The following is a 26,316-nucleotide window of genomic DNA, read 5'->3' as shown; positions in this document are numbered from 1 at the left end:
ACCTGCTGTATGCCCTGACTACAGAATCGGGGTTGGACGACGCACTAAGTAACCACTGGCGATGGAGAGAATGCAGTAGGCGGTAAAGAAGTAGAATCCACTCTCAAACTGCGCCTTGGTCTTTAACATTTCACCCATGCCACCCGAGGCATTGCCCGCCAAAAAGGTAATGATCAGAGCCACCACAAACACATCGGCCATCGACCATTTCGCCAGCGCAGAGACAATATGGTGAATGCGCCACTGCAACGCAACCGAACTCACGGTTTGTTGTACCAACATTAGGCTGAGTTTCATGGTGGGGATTATGATACTAAACAGCATCACCAGCCCAGCCACTAAGCCATTGCCGGTATTATATAATTCGGTGACTGTGCTCCAAATACTGCGGGTTTGCTGTAATACCTCCACCTCGCCTTTGAGGTTATTCAGCCCCAATAGGCCACTGACCATATTCAACATGCCGCGGGCACTGTCACGCCCCGAATCCTCATCGAAGCTTTGTGCGACCTGCTCAATCCCTTGTTCGGTGAGTTTGGCCTTATCTATGCTGCCGTTGAGGCTCAAAATGGGCTGAGTTACGCCGGGGATTAACAGCGCCAAAGACAGCAGAATAACGAGAATGGGAAGAAGAGAATTGCGTACACTGTTCATAACAAAGCCCTTGGGAAATTTTGGCTCAGTGTACGGCCTTTCCCCTTATCTGGGCAATGAATGGCACCTGACATCGTGGCAGATATCAGGTGCAACGGCGCGCGTTAGTAGAAGGGTTTAGGATCGATATCCAGCGAGCTTGGCGACACGCCGCGTTCAATATGCAGATCCGATTTGAGCAGATCGACCATAACCACCTCGGTATAACGTTTTGCTTTTAAAGAATAAAAACATTTTACGATCGGGTGTAATGCATCCCTGTCCTTCGAGGCCCAGACGATACCTACGCGTCCGTCGGACAATTCGACCAAAGAGCCGACAGGATACACGCCGACGCAGCGAATAAACTCGTATACCAGCTCTTGATCGAGGTGGAATGGCGTCAGACTCAATAGGATCTTAAAGGCCGCCGCTGGGCTCATGGCCTCTTTGTAGCAACGAGTAGCGGTTAAGGCATCGAAGATATCGACAATACAACTCATGCGACCATGGAGCGGGATTTCCTCGGCCTTTAATCCCCGAGGATAGCCACGGCCATCGAGCTTTTCATGGTGCATCAGACAAACGTCTTTACTGACCTGAGATAAGCCTTTTGTTTCGTTCATAATTTCAAGTGCATACACTTGATGCAGCTTCATATGTTCGAATTCTTCAGGGGTGAGTTTGCCAGGTTTGTGCAGGACCTTGTTGTCGACCTTGATCTTGCCAATATCATGCAAAATCCCGCCGACCGCCATCTCCCGAAGAATCGAACGGTCGAGCTTTAAGTACTTACCGAAAGTCACCAACAAGAAGGCCACATTCACTGAATGCTCAAGCAGATAAGCATCCTTTGAGCGCAGTGCTGACATGCATCTCAGTGCGTCTTCATCCAACAAGACCGATTCAATCATGCTGTCCGCTAAGGCTTCAAAGGGGGCGACCTCTATCGCTTTACCCTCAAAGGTTTCGGACAAGACTTTGCGGATCAAATCCTTAGCCTCTGTCAGAATGACTTGAGCCTGCTTTTGCTGATTCTCGCGGGTTGCTAACGGCTTTTTAACGCCAGCAGACCCATCGTTACTGGCTTTGCGCTTAAAACCGCAATGTTCGGCCGACCGCTCAGTGTCGACCCAAACAAATTTGATCCCACTCCTCGTTAATTTAGCAATCGCATCCTTATGCTTGATTTGTCCTGCATTCGCAATCGCGAGCCGACCTTGATCACTTTTGTCTATCGCGCTGACAAACATACCCAGTGTCAATTGCGACACGGGCAATTTGATTAGGTCAACTGATTCTGCCGACTCACTCATATCTAGCAACCCCAAGGCATAGAGAAAATGACTGCTATTTACTACGCAGCTTGCCGCCCTATTGGGCATATTAGCTGTGACTTATCTCTTGGTAGTATAGGACAGTTTATCCTGCATTCTAAGCCGAGGGAGGGAAAAGCACCATATGCTTTGATGACGAGCATCAAAGAACCAGATAAAAACCAAGCAGAATGATGGGGTATTGCTCAGTTAAAGGCTAATTATTTAATAATACGGTATTTTTTAGCATCATACATTCGAAGCTTGTTACCATCCAACGGCGATATTGGCAGTTATAGCAGGAGCGCATTTCATCATCGACCTGCTCATCCTCATCGTCGGGTGCAAAGCGAGAACACAGCTGTGCCGCTCGCCTCGCTTCAGGATATTGCTGCAAACCCGCTCGAAAAATCCAACGTTCGGTCTCGTATTCAAACTGGTTGAGAAGTTCCTGGTTCATCTTCACCTCAATAGTCCTGCAGAGCTTGTTTGCCCGCATTACGCCACTGCTCACCGTCACGGCTAACTAGCAATACAAATTGATGCTCAAGATAAACCGCCTTCACTTTGCCTTTGAGTTGAACCTTTTCATCCGCCGCTAAACGGGTTTTATCTGTGCTCATTACCGCATCGAGGCCTGTCTGCTCGAGAATGTCTGCCACAGTTAACTCGAGGGACACTTCTTCAAGCTGACCGAGTTTGATTTGCCCCTTAACGCGCCCATCACTGCCCATTAGACGCAGCCCTAATCCCGCCAAAGCACCAATCACGCCCTGGCCAGTACCACCGTGCTCTGTGAGTTGGATCTGTAACTGCTCGGCAAGCTGATAAGCGGCCGCTTTGGTGATCACTTCGCGCTTGGCTCTGAGCCCAAAGTCCATCAGCGCATTCACATCATAGTCGGAATCGATATCCAAAATTGCAATCCCAGGATCCGCCTTAGGCGCAGACTCTGCGACTAAATGCGCTACCGCTAGCCGATGGATTTCCGCCTGCGATAATGGCGATTGCAACGCAAAACACATGGCACTGTTGTGGGAGGTGTAAGGAATATCAGGATGCACAAACAACTGATGCCGCGTCACAAAGGAAGCCTTGCCACCTAAAGTTTGGGCGAGCAAATGTGCAATCTCCTCGGCTATCTCGCCTGTGCCTTTAGTGCCAATGTCGTCGGTATCGTCGATACAAATAAGCCAATTTTTCATCGGTATTCCTAGCAATTAAAACTTGTCACGGTGGAGGAGATCATGGGCCTTAAGCCTATGCAACACAGGCGGCACCAGCAAGGCACCTAAGGTGGCAAAGAATCCGCCCTTAAGCACGCTCGCGCCCCATTGGATAAGCACGACGTCGAAGGCCATGCCCGCCAACGCATTAGTGAGTGCCACTTTTACCGCCCAGGCCATACAGCCAATAATGCCTAAAATCACGCAGCGCCAGTACAGGCTTAATGTGAGCGGTAGCAACAAGGCCACCAGATCCATCGCAATCGCCGGTAAGATAAACTTCAATAAAATCATCGGGCCGCCCTTGCCGACACCGAGCGCCATGGCGACTAAGCCTGCTATCCCGCCACAGGCAATCATGCTGCCGAAACGCCCAAGCACGCCGTAGCAAATCAAGTAGAAGAAGCTCATTAAAAACATGCTGTGACCAGAGATCCGAAGCTTGAGCCTTAACATTCCCGTCAAGGCCACCAGCAAAGTGGCGCAAAAACCAATAAACAACGAGTCCTGTAGACTCAGAGGGAGTTTTTTCTTCATTTTTTGTCTCTCGGTGAGTGCCAATGAGTGACACGCATACTCTTGCCAAAGTGACGACTCTGGGCCGCAATCGCCATCTGACGAGATAATTTAAGTAATTGGATTAATACGGGAAACAGCACGCAATACACTAGCTCTGGCCAGTTTTTGGGATTCCGCAACGCCTTAGGAGTAATGCGTGCGCCGCGCAGACATTGGATCTGGTAAATCTCACGCACTTCGTCCGCCATAAAGGGCAACAAACTTAAGGAAGCTGCCACCACAAAGGCCCATTTCGTTGGCAAAAAGGCACTTAACACTTCGCCGATACGCTCGGGCGCCGCCGTGATACACAACCACCAGCCGGGGATAGTCGCCAGAATAATCCGCCCGACCACCACGGCGCCTTGAGCCAAATGGCCAACCCCATAGAGCAACAGATACAGACTCAAGGTAATTGTCAGTTGAATCGCACCGAGTTTAACCACCCCCATGATGCTGCCGCGGCGCGCTAAACCATGGAGCACTAATAAGCCGTTTACCACCACCAGCGGCAGCAATAGTTCGGCGGGTAAAACAAAGGCGCAGGCAGAGAGCACACAGACCAACAATAGCGATAGTGCACATAGCGTAGTTTCTTGGCGTTCGCGACTCCAACGCCTGCGGGCTCGTAGTCGCCAGCGACGGCAACTAACCCACATAGCGCTCCTCCATCCCCATGGCATCTTCCGTCAGCAAGCCATTGTGTAAACTGAGTTGCCTAGACACTGCACTATGCTCCACCACTCTGTGACTGCTCATTAGAATCGCACAGCCCTGCGCCCTAAGACGCTTGAGCAGGAACCACACTTTTCGGTAATAGTGCTTATCCATGCCAGCAAGCGGGTCATCGAGTAGCAGTACCTTAGGCTGCAGGCAGGCCAAGGATGCCAGGGCAACCAAATGCTGCTGCCCGTAGGACAATTTATGGGGAGATTGTTCGGCAAGCGCCATCAACTCGAGATCGAGTAGCATTTGCTCGGCACGCTCTTTAGGGAGTTCGAAACGATTTAGGCTAAACTGCATCTCGGCTAACACGCTGGTTTCAAACAGTTGTCGACTCGGCCTTTGGATTAATAATCCTAACTCGGCACCATAGATGCCCAATTTAGGTTTACGACCTAAGACTTTGAGCGGTAAACGCAGCTTTAGGTTAAGCATCCCGGCTAAGGATTTTAGTAGGCTAGTTTTACCCGATCCATTATCCCCGACCAGAGTCACTATCTCACCCGCATGTAACTGAAACCCCTGCGGACAGCTAAACAAAGGCTGACTACCGTCGAAACAGAAATCGAACGCCTCGGCGCTGACCAGCACTTTACCTACATGACAGGATCCCCAAGGTTTAACTGGCGTATCAATCGGTTGAGTATCGCTAACTGTGTAGATACCTGCGGATAAACGGCCAGCCTCCAATTGCCAATAATGCTGGATAATCTCGGCAAACGCCGCCGCATTATGCTCCACCAGCACCAGCGCCATGCCTTCGGCAATAAGATTGCGCAGCACCACTAATAGCTCAGCCACACCGTGATCATCGAGCTGTGCCCATGGCTCATCGAGCAGCAATAAGTGCGGCTCGCACACCAGCTGAGCGGCGATCATCAAACGGTATTTTTGGCCGAGGGAAAGGGTACTGACTTGGGTATCGAGCCGCAGAAACAACCCAACGCGTCGCAGCGCTAACTGCACCTTAGGCAACATATTCTCGGCGGGAATGCCGAGATTCTCTAAGGCGAAGGCGACTTCGGCGCCCACGGTTTGCCTTAATAGCTGAGTTTGAGGATCCTGCATCACTAAGCCAGTGATCAGCTCGGGATGACGCCAAATATCACCCTCATGCGGGCGATTCTGCACGCCCGCAAGCAGGTTTAATAGACTCGATTTACCCGAACCCGTTGGCCCGCTGACACAATGGCATTGACCAGCGCTAATCCCTAGACTGACCTCCAGTAATACAGGGGTTAATTGGCTGCCATAGTTAAAGCTGACACCTTCGAGCTCGAGTAATTTCATCTTAAATTTGCCAGTTCACACCCACAAAGAACTGACGGCCAGCCTGAGGCAGGGCTTCACTCTGGTAGTAGTTCTCATCCAATAGGTTAGTGGCGCGCAGATACACTTCTAACTTATCGGCGATCAGCGGTTGCACTAAGTTAATGTCCACTAGGGTGTAGTTATCCAGCGACTGTTGTTGATACTGGTTCTGCCCGTTCACTTTCACCTGAGTCGCATAAACCTGATCGAGGATACGCTCCACATTCAGGTGAATTTGCGTCTCGAAGGGGAACTCGTAACTCATCTGCCAGCGCAGCTGATGACGAGGACGGTATTGCAGCGCATCTAAGGTATCGTCGCCTTCCATTTCTTTCGAATCTAAGAAACTGTAGGAGAAGCTCAGATCTAAATGCTCAATCGCATGGTTGTTAATTTGGAAATCAATCCCTTTGAACTCATAGCGCCCCATATTTTGGTAGAAACCATCGGTATCTTTGGCGATATAGTTCTTCGCATCCGTGTAATAACCGTAGAGCGAGAAGTCGGTGCTAGCCGGTAAGTTTTGCTCCAGACCTAGCTCGACATGTTTAGATTCTTCCGCTTCTAGCTCACTATTACCCGATGATTGCGAGTACAAGTTCACCATAGAGGGGAAACGCACTTTACGGGCCACACTCAGGCTCAAGCGTGAATCGGGTACCACCTGCCAGTAGCTAGAGGCCATTGCCGAGTAGTTATCATCCGTGCCATCGGAGGTATCGAGTGAATGGAATGCGCCACCGAAGGTAAAGCCATAGTTGTGCTCAGATTGATACTGATATTCGGCCGCAGCGGTATATAACCATGCAGAATCGTTTAGGTTTTCAGCACCGCCGGAACCGCCACCGCTACCATTGCCACCGCCAGAACCTGTTCCGCCACCGCTACCCGTGCCACCACCAGAACCTGTTCCGCCGCCGCTACCAGTGCCACCACCAGAACCTGTTCCGCCGCCGCTACCAGTGCCACCACCAGAACCTGTTCCACTACCGCTACCTGAGCCACTGCCAGAACCTGAACCCGAGCCTGTGCCCGAGTTATTCCCCGTGCCACTGCCAGTATCGCTTGAGTAAGTATCTACGACTGACTTCCAACTCTGTTCTTCAGCAATCACAGAGGTGGTTAACAGTCCGGCCTTATGGAAATCGGTGATCAGCTGTAAATTGACCCCTTGCACCACGGAGCGGCCATCTTGAGTTTGCGTCAATGCCTGATAGGTTTCATCGGCATAGGCAGCCTCTAAGGTATCGCTTTGATTGTGATAACCAAATCCGCGCAGGGTAAAGGTATCGTCAAACTGATGGGCCAAGCCAAGTTGGAAGGTATGTGAATCGTAATCGTCGGTACGTTCATACTTTAGTTTGCCACTGCCAGTACCATCACGGGCAGGTTTGCCCCATTCACCATTGCGCAGTGCCATGTTGGCAATCAACTGGGTCTTATCCGATAACCAGTAACTGCCTTGGGCATAGACGTTGGAGACTTCTTTATCTGAGTTCGCACGTAGCTCACCGTCTTGATATTGGGTCGGCTCGAAATCATTCGACATAGGGTAGCCATCGGTCTGCTGACGGCTAACACTCACCAATCCCTGCCAATCATCGCCCGAGCCAGCGGCGCTGATATCACCATTGAAGGTATTGTCTTTGCCCGCTTCCAAGCGTCCAGACAGAGCAGGCGCAGTACTGCCCTGCTTAGTAATAATATTGATCACCCCTCCGGCGCCACTTGGGCCGTACAGCACTGAGGTCGGTCCGACCGACACTTCAACCGAGGCAATTTGGCTGGTTGGGATTACGCTTGGATCGAACTGGCCATCGTCGGCACTGCTCATGGGCACGCCGTTCACCAGTAAAGTGACATGGCGTGTCTTAAAACCACGAATATCGACCCTAGGAGTACCATCACCGCCCACTCGGATATACACCCCGGGCACATTCTTCAGCACTTGATCTAAGGTCTGCGCACCTAAAGCGCGGATTTCCGCTTCGTCTATGCTCCAATGGGTGGTCGCCAATTGCTCGGCATCGGCACCTTCGCCATGGACGACAATGACTTCATTCACATTCAGCAGGGGATCGCGGGCGATTTCATCGGCGTTGGCGGTAAAACTCAACCCAATCGCAAGCGCTAAGGACGACACTCTAAAGGCGGTATTTCTGGTAATCATATTATTGTTGTCATACAGGAAGTTTAGGATGTGCCCCCTATTGTGGTCTGAGGAATTTCCGCCTCAACTGAAAAACAATCAAAAACCAACTCAGATCGACTAATTGCAACAAATGGAAAACGCCATCTGTCACAAAGAGACAAAATGTCCAACACAGACGATGGTATCGACAAAAAGACCCATCTAGGTCACATTTTTTAGCGTCTCGAAATGAGACTATGGCAAAAGTCACACACTCGTGGGTTGCATCTTGACACTCGCGGCCTCGGCCTTTAATTTGAGCGAAAGATTCTTATTTACACGTTCTCACCCACTTGGTGTAAATGACTTTAAAAAGAATGGATTAACTTATCGCTGACTGCCGGAACTTCAGCCACCACCTTCATCTCGTTACCTTTGGAGTTTTATTTGCCCGCTCACGCCCTGTCTGAAGACCTTAAGTCTCTCATCGACAAACTCATTCAATTGAAGCAGGTTCCACCGACGGAGCCGATAGTGCAGTTATCCTTAACAACTGTCTCTATCCCTTTGATTTCGTGGTTGGCATCCCAACACCAATATCCGCGCATTTACTGGCATGGGCGCGACAAGGTTGAAGAAGTGGCGGCAATTGGCGCCTGCAAAGACTTTAAGTTTGAAACCGGTGTCGACGATAAAACATTAGCGAACGTCTACGAACAGCAGCGCACCTTATCCAGCAATCCTGAGATCCGCTACTACGGCGGCGTGGCGTTTGACCGCAGCATCGAATCTTGGCCCGAGTTTGGTAACAGTCGCTTTGTGTTACCGCGTATCGAATTTAGGCGCAGCGACAATCAGTTCAGTTTACGGGTGAATCTTAACTTTGCCGATAGCACTCCAGAAGAGGAAATCAATCGCGCCATTGCCGCGATTGAAGCCGTGATGCCAGCAAGGCCTTTGGCACCACCGAATAAACTCACCCTGTTGAGTCGCAACGACACTCCAGACTTTCCACGCTGGAAAACCTTAGTCGAACAAGTGGTTGAGCCTAAGTTTAATCAAGATACACCCAAGGTGGTGCTATCGCGCCACACTGAGCTTGAGGTTAATGCGCAGGTTGACCCTTGGATGGTATTGGCCTGCTGGCAGGGGCGTAATCCCAATAGTTTTCAGTTTGGCTTCCAATTTAGCCCAGATCGCACTTATATCTCCTGCTCGCCAGAGCGGTTATTTCGCCGTCGTCAGCAGGAACTGTTTACCGAGGCACTTGCCGGCACCACAGTACGTGGCTTAAACCAAGAGGAAGACACGGCGCTGGCCAACGCACTGCTCGAGGACAATAAAAACAGCGTAGAAAACCAGCTGGTTCGCCGCCATATCGTCAGCATGCTCTCCCCCTTGAGCCAACATGTGGGCGCCGAAGAAACCGCGACGATTTTTAAGCTAAACCATATTCAACATTTGCACCGTGCCATTCGTGCCGAGTTAAAGCAGGGTGTGAATGACTTCCAATTGTTACAGGCGTTGCACCCAACACCTGCGGTGGGCGGTCTTCCCAGACAGTCTGCAATGAACTTTATTCGTGAACGTGAAGGCTATATGCGCGGTTGGTACGCCGGTGCCTGTGGCTATTTCAATAAATATGAGAGTGAGTTTTCGGTGGCGATTCGCAGCGCCTTGATTGAACCTGGCAAGATCAATCTGTTTGCTGGTGCGGGGATTATTGCGGGCTCAGATCCCGAGGCGGAATGGCAAGAGCTAGAGAATAAGTTAGCGACGATTATGTCGATCCTGATTGAGCTTTAAGCTACTGATAAACACTAAAATCCCTTTGCTTTGGTCTCAGTGTATAGCCTATTTTGCTCTCCAGAATCGATAAGCTTTTTATGTGCCGTATCAAACTGTTGCTTTAACATTCGTCCTTTATCGGTATTCGAAAACGCAAAAAAAGCTTCCGCCTTTAACACACCTTGTATCACCACAAAGTTTTGCGGCTCCTTCATTTTTGGCGCTAACGCTAAGATATCCGGCTGATAATCTAAAACGGCATCGACTCGTCCCGCATTGAGATTATTCAACATGTTAAGCATATCGCTGCTCTCTTCGTAATACATTGGCGTTGGAGTGAGCATATTGAATCGATAGGCCAACATGGCTTGAACTTTACGATAGGATAAACTTTCAATACCAATCCAGCTAGCCGCGATTGCCGGCGTCACGGCCGCATCAATACTATCAACCTCGACGGGATTTTCACTCAGCAAACTCTGTTTCACGTCGCCTCGATACACGCTGAGGATCATATCGGCTCTGTTGTGCTCAATCAGATATAAAGTACGGGCAAAAGGCATAAACTGCACATCGAGTTGCCACTCGGGCGCAGGAAAAGTACGTTGCAAAATATCGAAGTAATAACCCGTTTCATCAGGATTCGCGAAACCTTCCCAAGTAGCAGTAACCAAATGAATAATCACAGGCTTACTCGGCGTAGCGAAAGCACACAAACTCAAAAAGCTTAAACACAAGGCCGTAAGGAATGATCTCATCACTTTCTCCTCCCCCATTTCTTAAGAGTGTAGAATAGTTTCTATACCCATGCTGTGACCATATCGATCACTCGCGCTTGGAGAGTGCAGCTAAATTGCTTGGAATATAAACAGTAAGCTTGCATCTTCAAACCTGGTCACTATAATGGCGACCCCGATTTCAGCACGCTGATTTTGGGTAAAATAACAACAGATCATTTAGCGGGTTCCCTCACCCCGCCCTACACAACTAAAAAGGCCACATATGTTAATGTTAACCCCTGCGCAGCTTCGCCGCGCACTCCTGCTATTAGTGGGATTTCATATACTGATTATTTGCGTCAGCAACTACTTGGTACAACTACCGTTTCAATTGTTTGGTTTTCACACCACTTGGGGCGCGTTTAGTTTTCCCTTTGTCTATCTCGCGACAGATCTCACGGTGCGCATCTTTGGACAAACACCCGCCCGTAGCATCATTCTCAAGGCCATGGTGCCCGCGTTGATGATTTCCTATGTCATGGGTGTGGTATTCCATCAAGGCAGCTTCCAAGGGATTGATTCCTTAAGCCAATGGAACACTTTTGTGTTTCGCATCGCCTTCGCTAGCTTCGCGGCTTATTTGATTGGTCAACTGATGGATATCACAGTCTTCGCTCGCCTACGCCAAAGCCGCTCTTGGTGGGTCGCGCCTGCGGCATCTACCATTGTCGGTAACTTAGTCGACACCTTAGTGTTCTTCAGTGTCGCTTTTTATGCCTCGACAGACAGCTTTATGGCAGCCAACTGGCCCGAAATCGCGGCCGTGGATTACAGCTTCAAATTACTCGTGAGTTTAGGCTTATTCCTGCCCGCCTACGGCGTCCTGCTGAAGGTCTTACAAGACAAGATCTTGCAAACCAGTCCACAAAAATCATTTTCCTGATTAACTCAACTGGCCAGACCTGTTATAATTTGAGCAGTTTTTTGTTCAGCCCCACTGTGTTTATGCGCATTTGGGGCTGATTTTCTGTGAGAGAAAATTATGTATTCAATTGAAATCAAAGCACTGACAGCTCTGACACCTGAGTTGACCACACAGCTTATCGAACTGAGCAAGCAAATCCCTGAACTCGACCGCCCGCTAACGAGCGAAACCCTCGCGGAACGTCTCTCAGACAAAACTAGCTTGATTCTCTTAGCCTATGTGGAAGGTGAATTGGCAGGCTTTAAACTAGGGTACGAACAGGCAGATGCCGTGTTTTACAGTTGGTTAGGCGGTGTCGCGACTGACTTTAGACGCTTAGGGCTGGCACAGAGCCTATTGGAATACCAAGAAACGTGGGCGAGCCGCCAAGGCTACAAGCTGATCCAAGTAAAAACCATGAACCGCTTCCCTGCCATGCTCAATCTGCTGATTAGAAATCAATATTTGATTACTGAACTGAAGGCCGATCCGCAAAGCCTGATCGATCATAAACTGCATTTAAGCAAGTCGATTGCGACAGCTTAAAAGCGATTTACATAAAAATGTGCATTTTTTACGAGAAATAGCTTGCAAACCTAATTGAGAATGATTATCGTTAACTTGCGTTCCAAAACTCATCTTTAACACGGATGACTGGTAATCTGACGTTGTTAAAGTGCTCCTGAGTTTGCAAGCACGACATTGCTCACACACACTCTTTTGTGGCCGGATTCATCATCCGGCTTTTTTTTGCGTTTTATTCAGTAAATCAATCCTATAGCATTTCGTGCAGAGTAGCTTCTAAGATGACATTTCGGTGCTTTGGCCGGAAAAATGTAAGCCATCGTAGGGGTTGTTTTGCTGATCTTCCTTCGCCTCATGGTACAAGCCAATGGTGAAGATAGATCCCTTACCCAGTACAGAGCTCACTTCAATGGTGCCGCCGATTCGCTTGATAATACCGTAACTTAAGGATAAGCCAAGGCCAGTGCCGTCTTTACGCGTAGTGTAGAAGGGATCAAAAATCCGCCCTAGCTGCTCAGGGGCAATCCCCGAACCTTCATCCTCAACCTCTATTTTCACCCCAATCGGCATATCTTGCTGCAGCCAATCATAGGTTCGCACCCAAATCCTGCCCTTGCCATCCATCGCATGGGCGGCGTTAACCACAAGGTTAATCAGCACTTGCAACAACTGCGGACGGTTAACCTGCACTGGGCAACTGGCGTTCAATTCAGTTATCAGCACCACTTCTTGTTTTTGAATCGAGTGCCGCACTAATACCAGCATTTCCTCGATGATAGGCGTAATGGGATGCATCTCTAAGGGGGCGTTAAACTCACCTGGACGACTGTATTGCAGCAGGCTACGGATAATAGTGCTAATGCGGCCAACCTGTTGGATAACCAGGTCGATTTCTTCTTTTACCGACTCAGCATTATCCCCAAGCTCATAACGCAGTAACTCCATATTCCCGAGGATCACCGCCGTTGGATTGTTGATCTCATGGGCAATCCCTGCGGTTAGCTCACCCAGCGCGGTTAACTTCTCATTAGTCACTAGTTGCTGGCGAGTCTCATTAAGCAGCGCCACGTTACGCTGTAACTCTAAGGTTTTGTCCTGCAGGCTACGGGTCCGCTCCTCGACTTTCATCTCGAGTTGTTCGGCGGCAGCTTGGATTTGCGCGTTGCGCCGCTGCAATAAGTCGAGCATACGGTCGAACTGCTCTGCAAGATTCGACAATTCGTTATCCCTGTCTAGCCCCAAGGCGCCAATACGCACATTGCGCCCAGACTGCACCGCTTGCACCACATGGTGAATGCGCTCAATCGGTTGCAACAAGCTGTAGGCGCCGCGGTAAACCAATAAGCCGGAGATCAGCAGCACCAGCATCAAAATAGTGCCTAATTCGATGATATTAAGCAGGTAGTTATGGATAAAGGGCGATTCAGAGAAGCCAGTATAGATCATCCCGACACGTTGCCCGCGGATATCTTCTAAGGGCGCGTAGGCGGAAATAAACCAATCGTTAAACACAAAGGCGCGGTCGACCCATAACTCACCGTGATTCAGCACTTTTTCGCGCACTTCTTCGGACACTAAACTGCCGAGCGCTCGCCCTTGGGTTTCATTCGGCTGCGGAAAAAAGTGCAAAGGCACATTGGTGGAGACGCGAATATTGTCGAGGAAGATGGTCACAGTACCAATGGAACGCTCCGGCAGCGTGCCCTTGTCGTAGACGAGGTCGCGGATATGGTCGACAATGCGGGTATCCCGATTAAACAACACGCCACCATCGAGATACCAAGCGACTTTACCCTCAAAGTCGGGAATAGGTAGCAAACTGCGGCTCAATAGGCCACGGTCTTCTACTTGCTTATTCGGGCTCTGCGCACGCAATGTCGCCAGCAGTGGGATCGCCGCCCTTTGGGCTAAGTCCGGGTCGATGCGGGCTAAACGATCGGGCGATAACACCATCAATCCCGAATAGGGTAAGAGCCCGCCCATTTTCGGTAATATCTGGCGTAAATCCGGGTCGGACGCCGCTTCGGCAACACTCACAAGCCGCAAGAAGTCTAAATCGAGTTGCTTTTTCTGCTCATTCAGAAAGGTATCTATACTCGCCCTATGGGCCAACTCACCGCTAAGAATCGGCCGAAAATCATTCTGAAAAGTCCATGAGGTCATCACTCGTTCGAGCTGTTTCTCCTGACGAACCTGCACCTGTTGCAAGGTATTTTCAGCCACAGCCAAATCGGCTTTTACCTTCATAAACAGTTGCTTGCCTGTGTAACTGATATTCCAGTAAATAGTGATAAACACTAAACTCACCAAGGTGAGCAAAATCGGCAGCAAGGTGAGGATCAGAATGCGATAACGCACTTTGGCCTGCATTTGCTGCCAACTGACACCAAAAAAGTGAGTAAAAAACGACACTTAGAACTCCTGCTCGTCGCTAACGTCAAACCACTCTTTATACTTGCGATCTAAGGTCTTACGGGAAACGCCTAAGTCCCGAGCCGCCGCCGATTTATTGCCAGAGTGCAGATCCACCACGCTAGTCACATGGTGTTTTTCTACTTCTTTCAATGGCCAATCTAAGGGATAACCTTGGGAAGCCGAAGACTCAGTCTTCACCTGTTGCTTCCAATACTCCGCCGGTGGCTTGCCCAGCAGAATGCAGCGTTCAATCATATTGCGCAGTTCACGGATATTGCCTGGCCACTCGTGCTGTTGCAGCTTCACCATATCCTCATGGCTCCACACGACTTCACGCACACCCAATTCGGCCGCTAGTTGGCGAGTAAAATGATGGGTCAATTCGACCACATCTTCCGGACGTTCGCGCAGGGGAGGAATTAAAATATCCAGAACATTCAAGCGATAATAGAGATCACGACGGAAGTTACCCGCTTCGACTTCATCCACCAGCGTACGGTTAGTGGCCGCAATCACCCGGACATCGATATTGACTTCCTTCTCACTGCCGACGGGGCGAATCGCTTTCTGTTCTAATACCCTGAGCAGGGCCGTCTGCATCTTGAGCGGCATCTCGCCAATTTCATCGAGGAAAATAGTGCCGCCGGAGGCAAAACTGAATAAGCCTTCGCGGTTACCCTTAGCGCCGGTAAAGGCACCCGCGGTATGGCCAAAGAGTTCGCTCTCCAGTAGTTCGGGGGCGATAGAGCCGCAGTTAACGGGCACAAAGGGCCCTTGGCGGCCGCTGAGTAAGTGTAATTGGCGCGCGACCAGTTCTTTACCCGTGCCAGACTCGCCTTGAATTAACACCACCGCGTTGGTCGGCGCTACGCGCTCAATCACTTGCTTAACCGACTTCATGGCCTCACTGCTACCGATAATGGTGGAGGAATAGCCAATAGAGACTTCACGGCGCAGCATCAAGTTTTCGCGGCGCAGCAAACGGCGCTCGATACAACGGTCAACCGCCGACATCATCTGCTCGAGGTGGAAGGGCTTCATAATGAAGTCTGAGGCGCCAGCCCGCAGCGCTTTAATCGCGACTTCTAAATCCGCATAGCCGGTCATAAAAATCACATCTGAGCGGCGGCCCTGTTCATCTAAGGCTTCGTGCCACTCGATTCCCGAGCGACCCGGTAAACGGATATCGACAATCAATAGGTCGAAGTGGCAGCGACTACGTAACTGCTCAGCATCTTCAATACTGCCCGCCGTTTCGACTAAGGCGAATTTCTTCGACAGCGCCTTATTCAAAAAGCTACGCATCCCCGGTTCGTCATCGACGATCAGGACAGACACAGCGGAAGGAAGGGGCTTGAGGTTATTATCTATCTGGCTCATAGTGCTCACTTCTGGACATTTTGACTCAATTGCGACCAATTCTAGCATTGAAACTAGACAAATAGGTCACTATGAACCATAAGAAGCATGCGCTGAGACAATTTGTCTGCGAACTATTTGTTGAGCCTGAGATCGGGGTCACAATTTAGATCAAGCTGTGAACGTAAATGCGTCATTATTGGTTTGGCATCCTATTTGCTTTCAATCGAACGCATTACAATTTACGGAACCTCCCACTCAGTAGGCAATTGAGTCGGAACCCTATTTTTCGCCAAGGAGTATCCATGCTAAACGTGAAATCTCATATGAAGTCATTACTGGGCCTGGTTGTTGCAGCCAGCATGCTCACAGTATTACCCGCTCAATCGGCTGAAGTGATCAAGTTAGCCACCACTACCAGTACTGAAAACTCAGGTCTGTTAAAAGAATTACTGCCTAAGTTTGAAAGTGAATCAGGCTACAAAGTACAAGTTATCGCAACGGGTACCGGTAAAGCGCTGAAACTGGGCGAGCAAGGCGATGTGGATTTAGTGATGACCCACGCCCCAAGTGCTGAAGCAAAATTTGTTGCCGACGGTTTTGGTGTTGAGCCACGTGGCATTATGGAAAACGATTTCGTGGTGTTAGGTCCTAAAAACGACCCAGCAAAACTACGTGAAAGCAAAACGGCCGAAGAAGCCTTCGCTAAAATCGCGAAATCTGGCTTACCTTTCGTCTCTCGTGGCGACAACTCTGGCACCCACATCAAAGAGTTAGAAGTATGGAAAGCCGCAGGCGTGACTCCTGACTTCAAAGGTTACACTTCTGTCGGTCAAGGCATGGGTAAAACTCTACTGATGGCAAACGAATTACAAGGTTATACGCTGTCTGACCGTGGTACTTTCGTGGCGTACAAAACTAAGCTGGACTTAGGTGTCGATTTCGATGGCGGTAAAACGCTGGCGAACCCATACCAAGTGATTCTGATCAACCCAGCGAAATACCCAGATCTGAACCACAAAGGCGCAAAAGCCTTCAGTGACTGGCTGATCAGCAAAGAAGGTCAAGCCATGATCAACAACTTCAAAGTTGAAGGCGAGCAACTGTTCAAGGCAACCTATAGCGAATGAGCGAAGGCTGGCTAGCACTGTTACAGCAGGCGTTAAGCCTGCTGTTTTCATTGGACCCCGACGTTTGGTCCATCATCTCTGTCTCGTTTTCGGTTTCTTTCGCGGCGCTGCTCATCACCTTAGTTCCCTCTATGGTGCTCGGTTTTATGTTGGCGTTTGCCCATTTCCCCGGAAAGTGGTTTGTCACTAACTTAGTACAAACATTGCAATCGATCCCCACTGTCGTTATCGGCCTGCTGGTGTATCTCATCTTGACCCGCAACGGCCCGCTTGGGGATTTAAAGTGGTTGTTTACTCAAGAGGGGATGATCCTCGGCCAAATGATGATTTGCGCCCCCGTGATGATCGCCATGAGTCAAGCAGCCTTTACCAGTGTCGATCGCCGGGCATGGGAAACCTCACGTACCTTAGGCGCCTCTTGGTTTAGCGCGGTCTGGACAGTGTGCCGTGAACTGCGTATGCCGTTATTGCTGGCGATTGTAGCGGCCTTTAGCCGTATTCTCACCGAAGTCGGCTGTTCTATGATGGTCGGCGGCAACATCTTAAACGTAACACGTAATATCCCGACGGCTATCGCACTGGAAACCAGTAAAGGCGATTTCGCCCAAGCTATCGCCCTCGGATTAGTGCTGCTAATCTTGGCCTTGATCCTCAACTTTGCCTTAGGTAGTTTACGCGGCAAAGAAACGCCAAGGAGCCATTAACTTATGACCCAAGCCAAACTGATCGCCCGTGACTTGGAAATGTCCTTTGGCCCGCGCTTATTATTCAAAGCCCACAGCCTCGAGTTATGCCAAGGGAACGTGATTTATTTGCAGGGTGACAACGGCTCGGGCAAGTCGACCCTAATGAAGATCCTCGCGGGTCTACAACCGCCATCTAAGGGCAAGATTGAAGTCAGCGGCTTTAAAAAGGACACATGGTGGACACGTAACCCTTTGCTGGGTAAAGCCGTTTATCTCCACCAGCATCCCTATCTATTCGATGGTACAGTGAACTACAACTTAACCTACGGCTTACCCTTTGCGGCCTCAAAAACCGAGGCCAAACGCAGAATAGGCCAAGCAATTGAGATGGCACAACTGGGCTCGTTATTACAGGCCAGAGCCAGCAATTTATCCGGCGGCGAAAGACAACGCCTCGCCATCGCCCGCGCTTGGATTTTACAGCCAAAGTTACTGATGCTCGATGAGCCGACCTCCAATATGGATAAGGACTCCCAAGCCTTAGTGCTGCAAATGATCCAACAGCTCAAACAGCAAGGGACGGGAATGCTATTAAGCAGCCATCAAAACTGTGCGCTCACCGCCATTTGCGAGCAGCAATGGCACATTGAAAACCAACAGGTGATAACCTCCCGTCAGCAAACGCCCACAAACTCCACACAGGGATCTTTATATGTCGTTGCAAATTGATGCCGTAATTCTTGCCGGTGGTATGGCGCGTCGTATGGGCGGGGACGATAAAGGCCTCGTCGAGCTAAACGGCAAGGCCATGATTGAATACACTATCGAGCGGATAAAACCTCAGGTTAAGGAGATCCTGATCAACGCAAATCGTAACCAAACACGTTATGCTGAGTTCGGTTTTACGGTGTTGAGCGATGAACATACCGGGTTTCTCGGCCCCTTGGCGGGCATGATCACCGCGATGGGTCACACCCAAGCAGACTATCTGCTCGTGGTGCCCTGTGATTGTCCGCTGCTGCCGCGGGATTTAGTCGCCCGCTTATTGGCCGCCATTGAGGCAAACGATGCTGAACTTGCCGTTGCCAGCGATGGTGAACGAGAGCAGCCGGTGGTGATGTTACTAAAGCCGAGCCTGCGCGAGTCGATGACAGCCTTCCTCGAAGCGGGCGAGCGTAAAATTGATTTTTGGTATGCCAAACATCGCTTTGCCGTAGCGGCCTTTGCCGATCAACCCAATGCCTTTGTCAATGTGAACACGCCAGAACAAAAACAACGACTGGCTGCAGAGATAAACCAAAGCTAAGGCTTCAAATTTCCTAGATTAGAGGTGCAAATGAGTACTCCCTTCGTCAATCCGCTATCTATTCCCGTTCTCGGATTTTGTGCCTATAGCGGCACGGGGAAAACCACCCTACTCAAGCAATTGATCCCCGAATTAAATCAGCGCGGCCTGCGTCTAGCGGTGATCAAACATGCTCACCACAATTTCGATGTCGATATTCCCGGTAAAGACAGCTACGAGATGCGCAAAGCCGGCGCGCGGCAAATGTTAGTAGCCTCCCATGTGCGTTGGGCGCTGATGACCGAAGATGCCCGCGATGGCGACCCTGAGTTAGTCCACCTACTCAAACAAATTGAAGCCGATAAAGTCGATATCGTCTTAGTCGAAGGCTTTAAAAAACTCACGCTGCCGAAAATTGAGCTGCACCGCGCCGCCCACGGCAAGCCGTTTATCTATACCCAAGACGACAATATTCTCGCCATCGCTTGCTGTGATGACACTGAGCTGCCGAGCGAGCTAAGAAGACTCGACCTCAACAATGTCGCGCAAATTGCTGACTTTGTGATGGAATACGCCAATAGCTGGCAAGCCCCTAACCCCGCATTACCGATTGCGACTGTCGATGCCTGCACCTTGGGTAGCGATAAAAACCTCAGCGTGAGCCAAGGCTTAGCGCAGATTTTATCCCATGTCGCCCCTGTCACTGAGGTGGAAGACATAGGTTTAGATGCGTTAGATAACCGCGTGCTCGCCCGCGACAGCATTTCGCCCGTGGATGTGCCGCAGCAAACCAACTCGGCGATGGATGGCTATGCCTTTGCCTATCAAGATCCGCTGCCAGCGAGCTTCGACTTAGTCGGTGAAGTCCTCGCCGGATATCAATATTCGGGCACACTCAAAGCGGGTGAAACCGTGCGCATTATGACGGGCGCGCCCGTACCCGCTGGCGCAGATACAGTTCAACCTCGTGAGCTAGCTAACGAGGCCAATGCCAAGGTCAGTTTCGATGGTCGCATTCAGCAAGGCCAACACGCTCGCCTTGCGGGTGAAGACATAGGCCAAGGCCAAGTCGCCCTCACCCAAGCCACACGCCTAAGCGCCGCCGAACAGGGCTTATTAGCTTCCCTCGGCCTTGACCGTGTGACGGTTTATCGCCGCCCGACGGTGGCCGTGTTCTCAACCGGGGATGAAGTCAGCCAACCCGGCGAAGCGCTAAATCCAAACTGTATTTATGACTCGAACCGTTACACCATCAAGGCGATGGCAAAACGTTTAGGTTGTGAAGTCATTGACTTAGGCATTATCGAAGATTCCGAAAGCGCTCTCGAAGCCACCTTGACCAAAGCCGCGGCGCTGGCAGATGTGGTGATTAGCTCTGGCGGCGTTTCCGTTGGCGACGCCGACTACATCAAGGCCGTGCTAGCACACCTTGGCAATATCGACTTCTGGCGGATCAATATGCGCCCAGGTCGTCCACTCGCCTTTGGTAAGATCGGCGATAGCCTCTTCTTCGGCTTACCCGGCAATCCGGTGGCTGTGATGGTGTCGTTCCTGCAATTTGTGCAACCTGCGCTGCGTAAACTCGGCGGTGAAACAAACTGGCAGACGCCGTTATTCCCGGCGATTACCGATGAAACCCTGCGTAGCCGCACGGGCCGCACTGAGTTTATCCGCGGAATTTATCGCCTCGGTAATGATGGCAGGCTGCACGTGACCAGTACTGGCAATCAAGGTTCGGGCATGCTCAGCTCTATGGTCAAAGGCAATTGCCTTATCATCATTGGAGATGATGCTGAGGCGGTGAATGCAGGTGAAACTGTGTTTATTCAACCTTTTGCCGATCTTTTATAAGTTCAGGTAAGCTCTATGAGCCAACTTGTGGATGCCTTTGGCCGTCAGGTCGAATATTTACGACTCTCAGTGACGGATCGCTGCGACTTCCGTTGTGTCTACTGCATGACGGAAGATCCCTGCTTCTTGCCCAAGGACCATGTACTGCACCTCGAAGAGTTGGCTTGGATTGCCCAAGCCTTTACTGAACTGGGGGTGACCAAGATCCGCCTCACCGGCGGCGAGCCCTTGGTGCGTAGCGATTGCGATCAACTGGTGCACTTACTGGGCAAGCTCCCTGGGCTCAAAGATTTATCGATGACCACCAATGGTTCCAGACTCAGTAAGTTTGCCAAACCTATGTTTGATGCGGGACTTAAGCGCCTAAACATCAGCTTAGATACCCTTAACCCCGAGCTCTTTACCCAACTAACGCGCAACGGCAAATTAGCACGTGTTATCGAAGGGATTGATGCGGCCATCGCCGCAGGTTTTGAGCGGATTAAAATCAATGCGGTGATCCTAAAGCAGCAAAACGATCATGAAGTGATTGATCTGGTTAATTTTTGCCGTGACCGCAACCTAGATATCGCCTTTATTGAAGAAATGCCGCTGGGTGAAATGGATGAGCGTAAAGACGCGCGCCATTGCAGCAGCGATGAAGTTAAGGCCATGATTAGCGAGCATTATCCCCTACAGCTTTCTAATAAACGCACAGGTGGCCCCGCGCGTTACTACACCATGGCGGATAGTCCGATTCATATCGGGTTTATCTCACCCCATAGCCACAACTTTTGCCACGAATGTAATAGGGTACGCGTGACCGTAGAGGGGCAATTATTGCTCTGCCTAGGTAATGAACACTCCATTGATTTAAAAAGCATTGTGCGAGAATATCCCGGGGACATTGAACGCCTTAAAACCGCGATACTCCAAGGTATTAAGCTCAAACCTAAGCAGCATGTTTTCGATAATAACGGCGTGCAAATCCTGCGCTTTATGAATAGCACTGGCGGTTAACCCCTTCGTCATAGGGCTAGCATCTCTACTTTGCCGTGATACACTCAAGGCATCAGTCCCTTTTTTGTGTCACTCTTGCCATGGCGCTTACTCGTAAACAGTGGAATAACATCATTATTCTTGCCTGCATTTTTATCATTGCGGTGCTGACGTTTATGGACAAGAAAACCCATAATGTGCCGAGTGATGCCCAACTATTATTTGATGACAATGCCCCGCTGGCACAGTTGCAGCTAGATGGCGTGTGGTTGCATAAACAAGCCTCGGGTTGGGAGTGCGATCCGCTGGTGCTCAACTGCACGCAATGGGTCAAGGCTTGGCAAGGCCTAAGAGTCTCCCCCCTCAGCGAGGCACCACAGCCCACAGGCAAACCGCAGGAACTGGTGATCCAAATTGCCGAGATCCGCCAATCGCAACGTTGGATTTATTTCCCCGAGGACGGTGTGCTCAAGTCACCCGCTGGCAACTGGTACTTAGTGCCCCCCAGCCTAAGGGCCGATTTACAGCCAATCCTCGATGCCAAATCCACCAGCTAATTTATTACCTAAAAGAACTCAATCATGCCGGAATTACCAGAAGTCGAAGTCACCCGTCAGGGCATAGCCCCACATCTTGTCGAACAAACCGTGGTTGACCTCGTAATCCGTAACGCTTCACTGCGTTGGCCCGTTCCCGAACTTGCCAAACAGATCATCGGCCAGACCATACGCCAAGTGCGCCGCCGTGCTAAATATCTGTTAATCGATACCGATGCTGGCACCAGCATAGTGCATTTGGGAATGTCGGGCAGTTTGCGGATCCTGCCCCATGACACGCCAGTAGAGAAGCACGACCATATCGATCTTGTCCTCGCCAATGGCCGTATTCTGCGCTTTAACGATCCAAGACGTTTCGGTGCTTGGTTATGGTGCCAATTGCCAGAGGAAGCCCATCCACTACTGGAAAAACTCGGGCCAGAACCTCTGACCGATGCTTTTAACGTCAATCAGTTAGCTGCCGCGCTGGCGGGCAAGAAGAAGGCCATCAAACTCTGCCTGATGGATAACCATATTGTGGTGGGTGTGGGAAATATTTACGCCAACGAAGCCCTGTTTGCCGCAGGGATACACCCCGAGGCGGAGGCGGGCAAGATAGATATTGAACGCTTAACGGTACTGGTTGCCGAGGTCAAACAAATCCTTGCCCACGCAATCAAGCAGGGCGGCACCACGCTTAAGGACTTCACCAATGCCGAGGGTAAACCCGGCTATTTCGCACAAAAGCTGCATGTTTACGGCCGCGGTGGCGAAACCTGTACTCAGTGCGGCAATCTACTCAGCGAAATTCGCCTTGGTCAACGCACCACAGTATTTTGCGGTATCTGCCAGACGCGTTAATCTCGCCGATAAAAATGCCTGCAATCGCAGGCATTTTTAGCTTCTTCGATATGGCCTTTGATTACTCTTTTAACCAACGGCCTGGATGGTCGGTAAAGTAGCGATACTCACGTTCTGGCGCCTGGCACTGAGGCTTAAGCTCTGACGCAGATAACAAAATCCATTCGTCACGGTGGGCAATCCCCATGATCTTACCGCCTTTGATATCGAAACAACTCAGCTCGGCACCGCTAGGCACTAACACATAACGCTGTTTGTTCTCCTGCATCCATTGCCACGCGTTACGCTCTTGCTCTTCTAGCGGCGCGAGGTAACTAAAATGCGTCACACTCATGGGCGAGAACAGGATAAATTGCTCTTTAAAGTTTACTAGGCCAAGTTCGGCATCCTCACCTATCACCTCGGCAGTGTGTAGCATCAGGCTTCTTGGGGTGCGCATCTCATCGAGCATAGCGTAACCCCAAGTGCTCACCAGCACCCAGCCCAAGGCGGAAACCAGCCCCACCTTGACCAGTGCAAACTGACGACGCGCCAGCCACAGCAAGGCAAACCAAAGCACCCCGAGCAAAATAAACAAGTAACCTATGCCAGTTAGATCATCGGTATAGTCCGCTAGCGCTTTGACAAGCGCAGGATGATGAATAAGCGCCAGTACACCTGCCACTAACACAAGCGCGCCCAAGAACCACAGCACACCAGTGACCAGTTTTTCAAACCAAGCTTTTGGCGAAACGCCCGTTAATACCGCCGACGCCGCTAGGGCCAACATAGGTAATGCGGGCAGAATATACACGTTGCGCTTGCCCGGGCTGATACTGAAAAACAGCACCACGAGTCCGACCCAAATCAGCAGAATCGCGATGGTAGGATCGGCCTTCACCTTTTGCACCCACTGTTTCCAGTAGGCCACCACCAGCAACGAAATCGGGAACCACATCCAAGGGATCACGCTCAGCACGAAGAAGTACCATGGCTTGATATGGTGCCAAGCATTAACGTAACGCTCACCCGTTTGCTTAAACAAAATATTATTTTGATAGGCCACCATCTCGGGGGTGCCATGGGCTTGAACCGTCATCACCATGGGCACTAACCAACAGGCAATCACGGCCAGCATGGCCAAAGGCCCCGCGAGGCAAAGCCAAGTTAAACGGCCCTCGAAACGGGTCTTATCTTTGAAGGCGTAAATCCCAATCGGAATGAGCAACAATAGGGGCAAGAAACCAACCCCTTTAGTGATCACCCCAAGCCCCATAAATGCCCAGCCAATAAAATACCAATGCCACTTAGGCCCAAGTATAAAATGTCTGATTAATCCGTAACATCCCACGGTTATCCAGCACATCACCATGGCATCTATCTGGGCATTTTTCGCCTGCATCAAAAACTGCGGCACGATGAGGAGCAACAGTGCAGCGTTGCGGCCAACCCGCACATTCCACAATCTGGCACCCAGATCATAAACGAGAAATACCGTCAGCAAGCCACAGAGGGCATTGGGGAGTAAGAAGGAGAGTTTTAACGAGCCTGTGAGTTGATAAAACAGTGCGATAGCCCACATAAACACTGGCGGCTTATCGGGATAATATTCCCCGCCCCGGGTAGGGAATAACCATTGACCCGAGGCAACCATTTCCCGCGCGACCTCAACAAACCGCGGTTCGTCGGCCGGCCAAGGGGAACGAAAACCTATGCCAACCAGTAAGATCAACAAACTCATCAACATTAGCGGCCAGAGTACTTGGTAATAATCTTCGCTATTGAAACGACGATTCAATGCATCCATTCCTAATCCCTATTTAGTTTTCCAATTCATCCACCTGCTTACGCAGGCTCGAACGGTAAAGGTAAGCGCCGATAAGACTCGAGATAATAAACAGCCCGATACTGATCCCCAGTTGGTTATGATCAGACAAGCCAATGCCCGCGCCCGCAAAACTGAATATCAGCATCTGCGGCAAATAACCCAGCACGCTGCCAAACATAAATCCCCCCGCGGGGATATGTGTCGCCCCCGCAAACAGATTCGTCAGCAGATTGCTCCCTACAGGCAACAGACGGATCATTAAGACTTTTAACCAAGTCCGATGAAGGATCAGCGCCTCAAACTTTTGTAAACGATTGCCAAAACGTCGTTGCAGACTGCTTCGAATGGTTAATCTCGCGGTATAAAACGCCATCACACAACCCAGCAATGCCGCTAAGGTGGAAAATAGACCGCCATAGATACCGCCGAGGGCAAAACCAAATACAAAGGCGATCACCTGCCTCGGCCCACCGACAGCGGTAAACAAGGCGCCCACCATCAGCAATACCGCCAGCGCATAGATCCCTTGATCGGCAATAAAGTGTGCCACCCAATTGCTATCGGTCACATGCTCGAATAACCCTTGCTGGGCCGCAAACATTAACACCAGCAAAATAAAGACGATAAAAATCGCCTTATAGAGTCGCTTCATCTTAATCGTGCCAACTGGTTTCGCTACGGGCGACCTTAGCAATTTTCGCCCTGCGACCGAGCCACATGACGCCCATGATATCGACAATCCCGACCCAGACCCGATTCCAAGCGGTATATTTAGACACGCCTACTTGGCGATCCCTATGATTAACCACAGAAATATACACTTCGCCCCCCATGCGGCGCACGAGTGCTGGGATATATCTGTGCATATGGTCGAAGTAAGGCATACGCAGGAAGGTTTCACGGGGGAAGAGTTTTAGGCCACATCCGGTATCGGGTACGCCATCGTGTAACAGTGCATCACGCACTTTATTGGCAAAGCGGGACTGGAAGCGCTTCCACGCCGTGTCTTTGCGGTTTTTGCGATAGCCTGCGATACAAAAGTGTTCGGCATGGATTTGCGGCAATTGCGCCAACATGGCGGGAATATCCGCAGGGTCGTTTTGCCCATCGGCATCTAAGGTGACGATGTATTTACCACGGGCATGTAAAACGCCAGTGGAGATAGCGGTACTCTGACCCGTACTGCGCTCGTGACGAATGGCTTTGGCATCGCATTGCATCACCTCGGCGGTGTGCATCACCTCACCAAAAGTGTCGTCCTGACTACCGTCGTCGACAACAAGAATTTCAAACTCAGTCAACCCTTGCAGGGCTTGGCATATTTCTTTCATTAATGGGCCAATATTGCCCACTTCATCTTTTGCGGGGATCACGACTGAAATCACATTAAGGCTCCAAGCTTAATAACCATGAGTACGGTAACATAGGATTGTGGCAAACAAAAATCTGTATCGATAGGATGTTATGAATTAAACAGTATGCAGGACCAGCATTGTATACGGGTGAAAATCGAG

25 protein-coding genes are annotated in these 26,316 nt (G+C 50.4%); 11 read left to right on the top strand and 14 right to left on the bottom strand.

The window, feature by feature from the left end:
- Positions 1-18: 18 nt before the first annotated feature.
- The 8 genes from B5P39_RS20535 to B5P39_RS20500 form a co-directional block, all read right to left on the bottom strand.
- Complete coding sequence (locus B5P39_RS20535; RefSeq protein WP_088212791.1) at positions 19-654, bottom strand: paraquat-inducible protein A; 636 nt, start codon at positions 652-654, stop codon at positions 19-21.
- 104 nt (positions 655-758) lie between these two features.
- Positions 759-1,949: an HD-GYP domain-containing protein gene (locus B5P39_RS20530; protein WP_088212790.1), complete on the bottom strand. Its 1,191-nt coding sequence runs from the start codon at positions 1,947-1,949 to the stop codon at positions 759-761.
- Between the two features lie 217 nt (positions 1,950-2,166).
- Complete coding sequence (locus B5P39_RS20525) at positions 2,167-2,409, bottom strand: hypothetical protein (RefSeq protein WP_088212789.1); 243 nt, start codon at positions 2,407-2,409, stop codon at positions 2,167-2,169.
- Between the two features lie 7 nt (positions 2,410-2,416).
- Positions 2,417-3,154, bottom strand: a complete 738-nt coding sequence (locus tag B5P39_RS20520) for a DNA-binding protein (RefSeq protein ID WP_088212788.1) — start codon at positions 3,152-3,154, stop codon at positions 2,417-2,419.
- A 15-nt stretch (positions 3,155-3,169) separates the two neighbouring features.
- Positions 3,170-3,712 carry a core component of ECF transporter gene (locus tag B5P39_RS20515; RefSeq protein ID WP_088212787.1) on the bottom strand — a complete coding sequence of 181 codons (543 nt, stop codon included), beginning with the start codon at positions 3,710-3,712 and terminating at the stop codon, positions 3,170-3,172.
- Positions 3,709-4,392: an energy-coupling factor transporter transmembrane component T gene (locus B5P39_RS20510; RefSeq protein WP_088212786.1), complete on the bottom strand. Its 684-nt coding sequence runs from the start codon at positions 4,390-4,392 to the stop codon at positions 3,709-3,711. The genes B5P39_RS20515 and B5P39_RS20510 overlap by 4 nt, the downstream gene beginning before the upstream one ends.
- Entirely contained in the window at positions 4,382-5,746 is a 1,365-nt protein-coding gene (locus B5P39_RS20505; protein ID WP_088212785.1) for an ATP-binding cassette domain-containing protein, read from the bottom strand. The genes B5P39_RS20510 and B5P39_RS20505 overlap by 11 nt, the downstream gene beginning before the upstream one ends.
- 1 nt (position 5,747) lies before the next feature.
- Complete coding sequence (locus tag B5P39_RS20500) at positions 5,748-7,937, bottom strand: TonB-dependent receptor plug domain-containing protein (protein WP_088212784.1); 2,190 nt, start codon at positions 7,935-7,937, stop codon at positions 5,748-5,750.
- 408 nt (positions 7,938-8,345) lie between these two features.
- On the opposite strand from B5P39_RS20500, the gene B5P39_RS20495 reads away from it, so the two are divergent.
- Positions 8,346-9,704 (top strand): isochorismate synthase, encoded by a 1,359-nt coding sequence (locus tag B5P39_RS20495; RefSeq protein ID WP_088212783.1) that lies wholly within the window; start codon positions 8,346-8,348, stop codon positions 9,702-9,704.
- Between the two features lie 14 nt (positions 9,705-9,718).
- On the opposite strand, the gene B5P39_RS20490 is transcribed toward B5P39_RS20495, so the two are convergent.
- Positions 9,719-10,444, bottom strand: a complete 726-nt coding sequence (locus tag B5P39_RS20490; RefSeq protein WP_088212782.1) for a substrate-binding periplasmic protein — start codon at positions 10,442-10,444, stop codon at positions 9,719-9,721.
- Positions 10,445-10,688: 244 nt separating this feature from the next.
- On the opposite strand from B5P39_RS20490, the gene B5P39_RS20485 reads away from it, so the two are divergent.
- Positions 10,689-11,348, top strand: a complete 660-nt coding sequence (locus tag B5P39_RS20485; protein ID WP_039977624.1) for a 7-cyano-7-deazaguanine/7-aminomethyl-7-deazaguanine transporter — start codon at positions 10,689-10,691, stop codon at positions 11,346-11,348.
- A gap of 99 nt (positions 11,349-11,447) precedes the next feature.
- Positions 11,448-11,915, top strand: coding sequence for a GNAT family N-acetyltransferase (locus tag B5P39_RS20480; RefSeq protein ID WP_088212781.1), 468 nt, complete (start codon positions 11,448-11,450; stop codon positions 11,913-11,915).
- Between the two features lie 255 nt (positions 11,916-12,170).
- Here B5P39_RS20480 and B5P39_RS20475 read toward each other — a convergent pair whose 3' ends face one another.
- Together B5P39_RS20475 and B5P39_RS20470 are read right to left on the bottom strand one after the other, a co-directional pair.
- Positions 12,171-14,306 carry a sensor histidine kinase gene (locus B5P39_RS20475; protein ID WP_088212780.1) on the bottom strand — a complete coding sequence of 712 codons (2,136 nt, stop codon included), beginning with the start codon at positions 14,304-14,306 and terminating at the stop codon, positions 12,171-12,173.
- Positions 14,307-15,689: a sigma-54-dependent transcriptional regulator gene (locus B5P39_RS20470; protein WP_011718787.1), complete on the bottom strand. Its 1,383-nt coding sequence runs from the start codon at positions 15,687-15,689 to the stop codon at positions 14,307-14,309.
- A gap of 284 nt (positions 15,690-15,973) precedes the next feature.
- Here B5P39_RS20470 and B5P39_RS20465 point away from each other — a divergent pair, with 284 nt between their 5' ends.
- The 8 genes from B5P39_RS20465 (at position 15,974) to mutM (ending at position 22,995) form a co-directional block, all read left to right on the top strand.
- Positions 15,974-16,798, top strand: a complete 825-nt coding sequence (locus tag B5P39_RS20465; RefSeq protein WP_011624595.1) for a substrate-binding domain-containing protein — start codon at positions 15,974-15,976, stop codon at positions 16,796-16,798.
- The gene (locus B5P39_RS20460; RefSeq protein ID WP_088212779.1) at positions 16,795-17,502 is read left to right on the top strand and encodes an ABC transporter permease; all 708 of its coding nucleotides are present in this window, start codon (positions 16,795-16,797) and stop codon (positions 17,500-17,502) included. Before B5P39_RS20465 ends, B5P39_RS20460 begins: the two co-directional genes overlap by 4 nt.
- Positions 17,503-17,505: 3 nt before the next feature.
- Positions 17,506-18,213: an energy-coupling factor ABC transporter ATP-binding protein gene (locus tag B5P39_RS20455; protein ID WP_088212778.1), complete on the top strand. Its 708-nt coding sequence runs from the start codon at positions 17,506-17,508 to the stop codon at positions 18,211-18,213.
- Positions 18,197-18,790: a molybdenum cofactor guanylyltransferase MobA gene (gene mobA / locus B5P39_RS20450; protein ID WP_088212777.1), complete on the top strand. Its 594-nt coding sequence runs from the start codon at positions 18,197-18,199 to the stop codon at positions 18,788-18,790. Before B5P39_RS20455 ends, mobA begins: the two co-directional genes overlap by 17 nt.
- Positions 18,791-18,820: 30 nt before the next feature.
- The gene (locus B5P39_RS20445; protein ID WP_088212776.1) at positions 18,821-20,620 is read left to right on the top strand and encodes a bifunctional molybdopterin-guanine dinucleotide biosynthesis adaptor protein MobB/molybdopterin molybdotransferase MoeA; all 1,800 of its coding nucleotides are present in this window, start codon (positions 18,821-18,823) and stop codon (positions 20,618-20,620) included.
- A gap of 15 nt (positions 20,621-20,635) precedes the next feature.
- On the top strand, positions 20,636-21,619 hold the full coding sequence (moaA, locus tag B5P39_RS20440; RefSeq protein WP_088212775.1) for a GTP 3',8-cyclase MoaA: 984 nt from the start codon (positions 20,636-20,638) through the stop codon (positions 21,617-21,619).
- Between the two features lie 80 nt (positions 21,620-21,699).
- On the top strand, positions 21,700-22,155 hold the full coding sequence (locus B5P39_RS20435; RefSeq protein ID WP_088212774.1) for a hypothetical protein: 456 nt from the start codon (positions 21,700-21,702) through the stop codon (positions 22,153-22,155).
- Between the two features lie 24 nt (positions 22,156-22,179).
- Entirely contained in the window at positions 22,180-22,995 is an 816-nt protein-coding gene (mutM, locus tag B5P39_RS20430) for a bifunctional DNA-formamidopyrimidine glycosylase/DNA-(apurinic or apyrimidinic site) lyase (RefSeq protein ID WP_011624602.1), read from the top strand.
- Between the two features lie 61 nt (positions 22,996-23,056).
- Here mutM and B5P39_RS20425 read toward each other — a convergent pair whose 3' ends face one another.
- From B5P39_RS20425 to B5P39_RS20415, 3 genes are read right to left on the bottom strand one after another with little or no spacing between them, the layout of a single operon-like run.
- Complete coding sequence (locus tag B5P39_RS20425) at positions 23,057-24,781, bottom strand: ArnT family glycosyltransferase (RefSeq protein ID WP_088212773.1); 1,725 nt, start codon at positions 24,779-24,781, stop codon at positions 23,057-23,059.
- Positions 24,782-24,794: 13 nt separating this feature from the next.
- Positions 24,795-25,454: a TVP38/TMEM64 family protein gene (locus B5P39_RS20420; RefSeq protein WP_088212772.1), complete on the bottom strand. Its 660-nt coding sequence runs from the start codon at positions 25,452-25,454 to the stop codon at positions 24,795-24,797.
- Between the two features lies 1 nt (position 25,455).
- Entirely contained in the window at positions 25,456-26,187 is a 732-nt protein-coding gene (locus tag B5P39_RS20415; RefSeq protein ID WP_088212771.1) for a glycosyltransferase family 2 protein, read from the bottom strand.
- Positions 26,188-26,316: the final 129 nt, after the last annotated feature.

Source organism: Shewanella sp. Shew256, assembly GCF_002196695.1.
Classification (GTDB): Bacteria; Pseudomonadota; Gammaproteobacteria; order Enterobacterales; family Shewanellaceae; genus Shewanella; species Shewanella mangrovisoli.
Note: the sequence above shows the minus strand (reverse complement) of the source record. Positions and strands in the feature narration are given on the sequence as shown.

Bases quoted from the DNA above. Each gene is read 5' to 3' on its own strand.
- B5P39_RS20535 (WP_088212791.1), bottom strand. From the start codon at position 654: ATGAACAGTGTACGCAATTCTCTTCTTCCCATTCTCGTTATTCTGCTG.
- B5P39_RS20530 (WP_088212790.1), bottom strand. From the start codon at position 1,949: ATGAGTGAGTCGGCAGAATCAGTTGACCTAATCAAATTGCCCGTGTCG.
- B5P39_RS20525 (WP_088212789.1), bottom strand. From the start codon at position 2,409: ATGAACCAGGAACTTCTCAACCAGTTTGAATACGAGACCGAACGTTGG.
- B5P39_RS20520 (WP_088212788.1), bottom strand. From the start codon at position 3,154: ATGAAAAATTGGCTTATTTGTATCGACGATACCGACGACATTGGCACT.
- B5P39_RS20515 (WP_088212787.1), bottom strand. From the start codon at position 3,712: ATGAAGAAAAAACTCCCTCTGAGTCTACAGGACTCGTTGTTTATTGGT.
- B5P39_RS20510 (WP_088212786.1), bottom strand. From the start codon at position 4,392: ATGTGGGTTAGTTGCCGTCGCTGGCGACTACGAGCCCGCAGGCGTTGG.
- B5P39_RS20505 (WP_088212785.1), bottom strand. From the start codon at position 5,746: ATGAAATTACTCGAGCTCGAAGGTGTCAGCTTTAACTATGGCAGCCAA.
- B5P39_RS20500 (WP_088212784.1), bottom strand. From the start codon at position 7,937: ATGATTACCAGAAATACCGCCTTTAGAGTGTCGTCCTTAGCGCTTGCG.
- B5P39_RS20490 (WP_088212782.1), bottom strand. From the start codon at position 10,444: ATGAGATCATTCCTTACGGCCTTGTGTTTAAGCTTTTTGAGTTTGTGT.
- B5P39_RS20485 (WP_039977624.1), top strand. From the start codon at position 10,689: ATGTTAATGTTAACCCCTGCGCAGCTTCGCCGCGCACTCCTGCTATTA.
- B5P39_RS20480 (WP_088212781.1), top strand. From the start codon at position 11,448: ATGTATTCAATTGAAATCAAAGCACTGACAGCTCTGACACCTGAGTTG.
- B5P39_RS20470 (WP_011718787.1), bottom strand. From the start codon at position 15,689: ATGAGCCAGATAGATAATAACCTCAAGCCCCTTCCTTCCGCTGTGTCT.
- B5P39_RS20465 (WP_011624595.1), top strand. From the start codon at position 15,974: ATGCTAAACGTGAAATCTCATATGAAGTCATTACTGGGCCTGGTTGTT.
- B5P39_RS20460 (WP_088212779.1), top strand. From the start codon at position 16,795: ATGAGCGAAGGCTGGCTAGCACTGTTACAGCAGGCGTTAAGCCTGCTG.
- B5P39_RS20455 (WP_088212778.1), top strand. From the start codon at position 17,506: ATGACCCAAGCCAAACTGATCGCCCGTGACTTGGAAATGTCCTTTGGC.
- mobA (WP_088212777.1), top strand. From the start codon at position 18,197: ATGTCGTTGCAAATTGATGCCGTAATTCTTGCCGGTGGTATGGCGCGT.
- B5P39_RS20445 (WP_088212776.1), top strand. From the start codon at position 18,821: ATGAGTACTCCCTTCGTCAATCCGCTATCTATTCCCGTTCTCGGATTT.
- moaA (WP_088212775.1), top strand. From the start codon at position 20,636: ATGAGCCAACTTGTGGATGCCTTTGGCCGTCAGGTCGAATATTTACGA.
- B5P39_RS20435 (WP_088212774.1), top strand. From the start codon at position 21,700: ATGGCGCTTACTCGTAAACAGTGGAATAACATCATTATTCTTGCCTGC.
- mutM (WP_011624602.1), top strand. From the start codon at position 22,180: ATGCCGGAATTACCAGAAGTCGAAGTCACCCGTCAGGGCATAGCCCCA.
- B5P39_RS20425 (WP_088212773.1), bottom strand. From the start codon at position 24,781: ATGGATGCATTGAATCGTCGTTTCAATAGCGAAGATTATTACCAAGTA.
- B5P39_RS20420 (WP_088212772.1), bottom strand. From the start codon at position 25,454: ATGAAGCGACTCTATAAGGCGATTTTTATCGTCTTTATTTTGCTGGTG.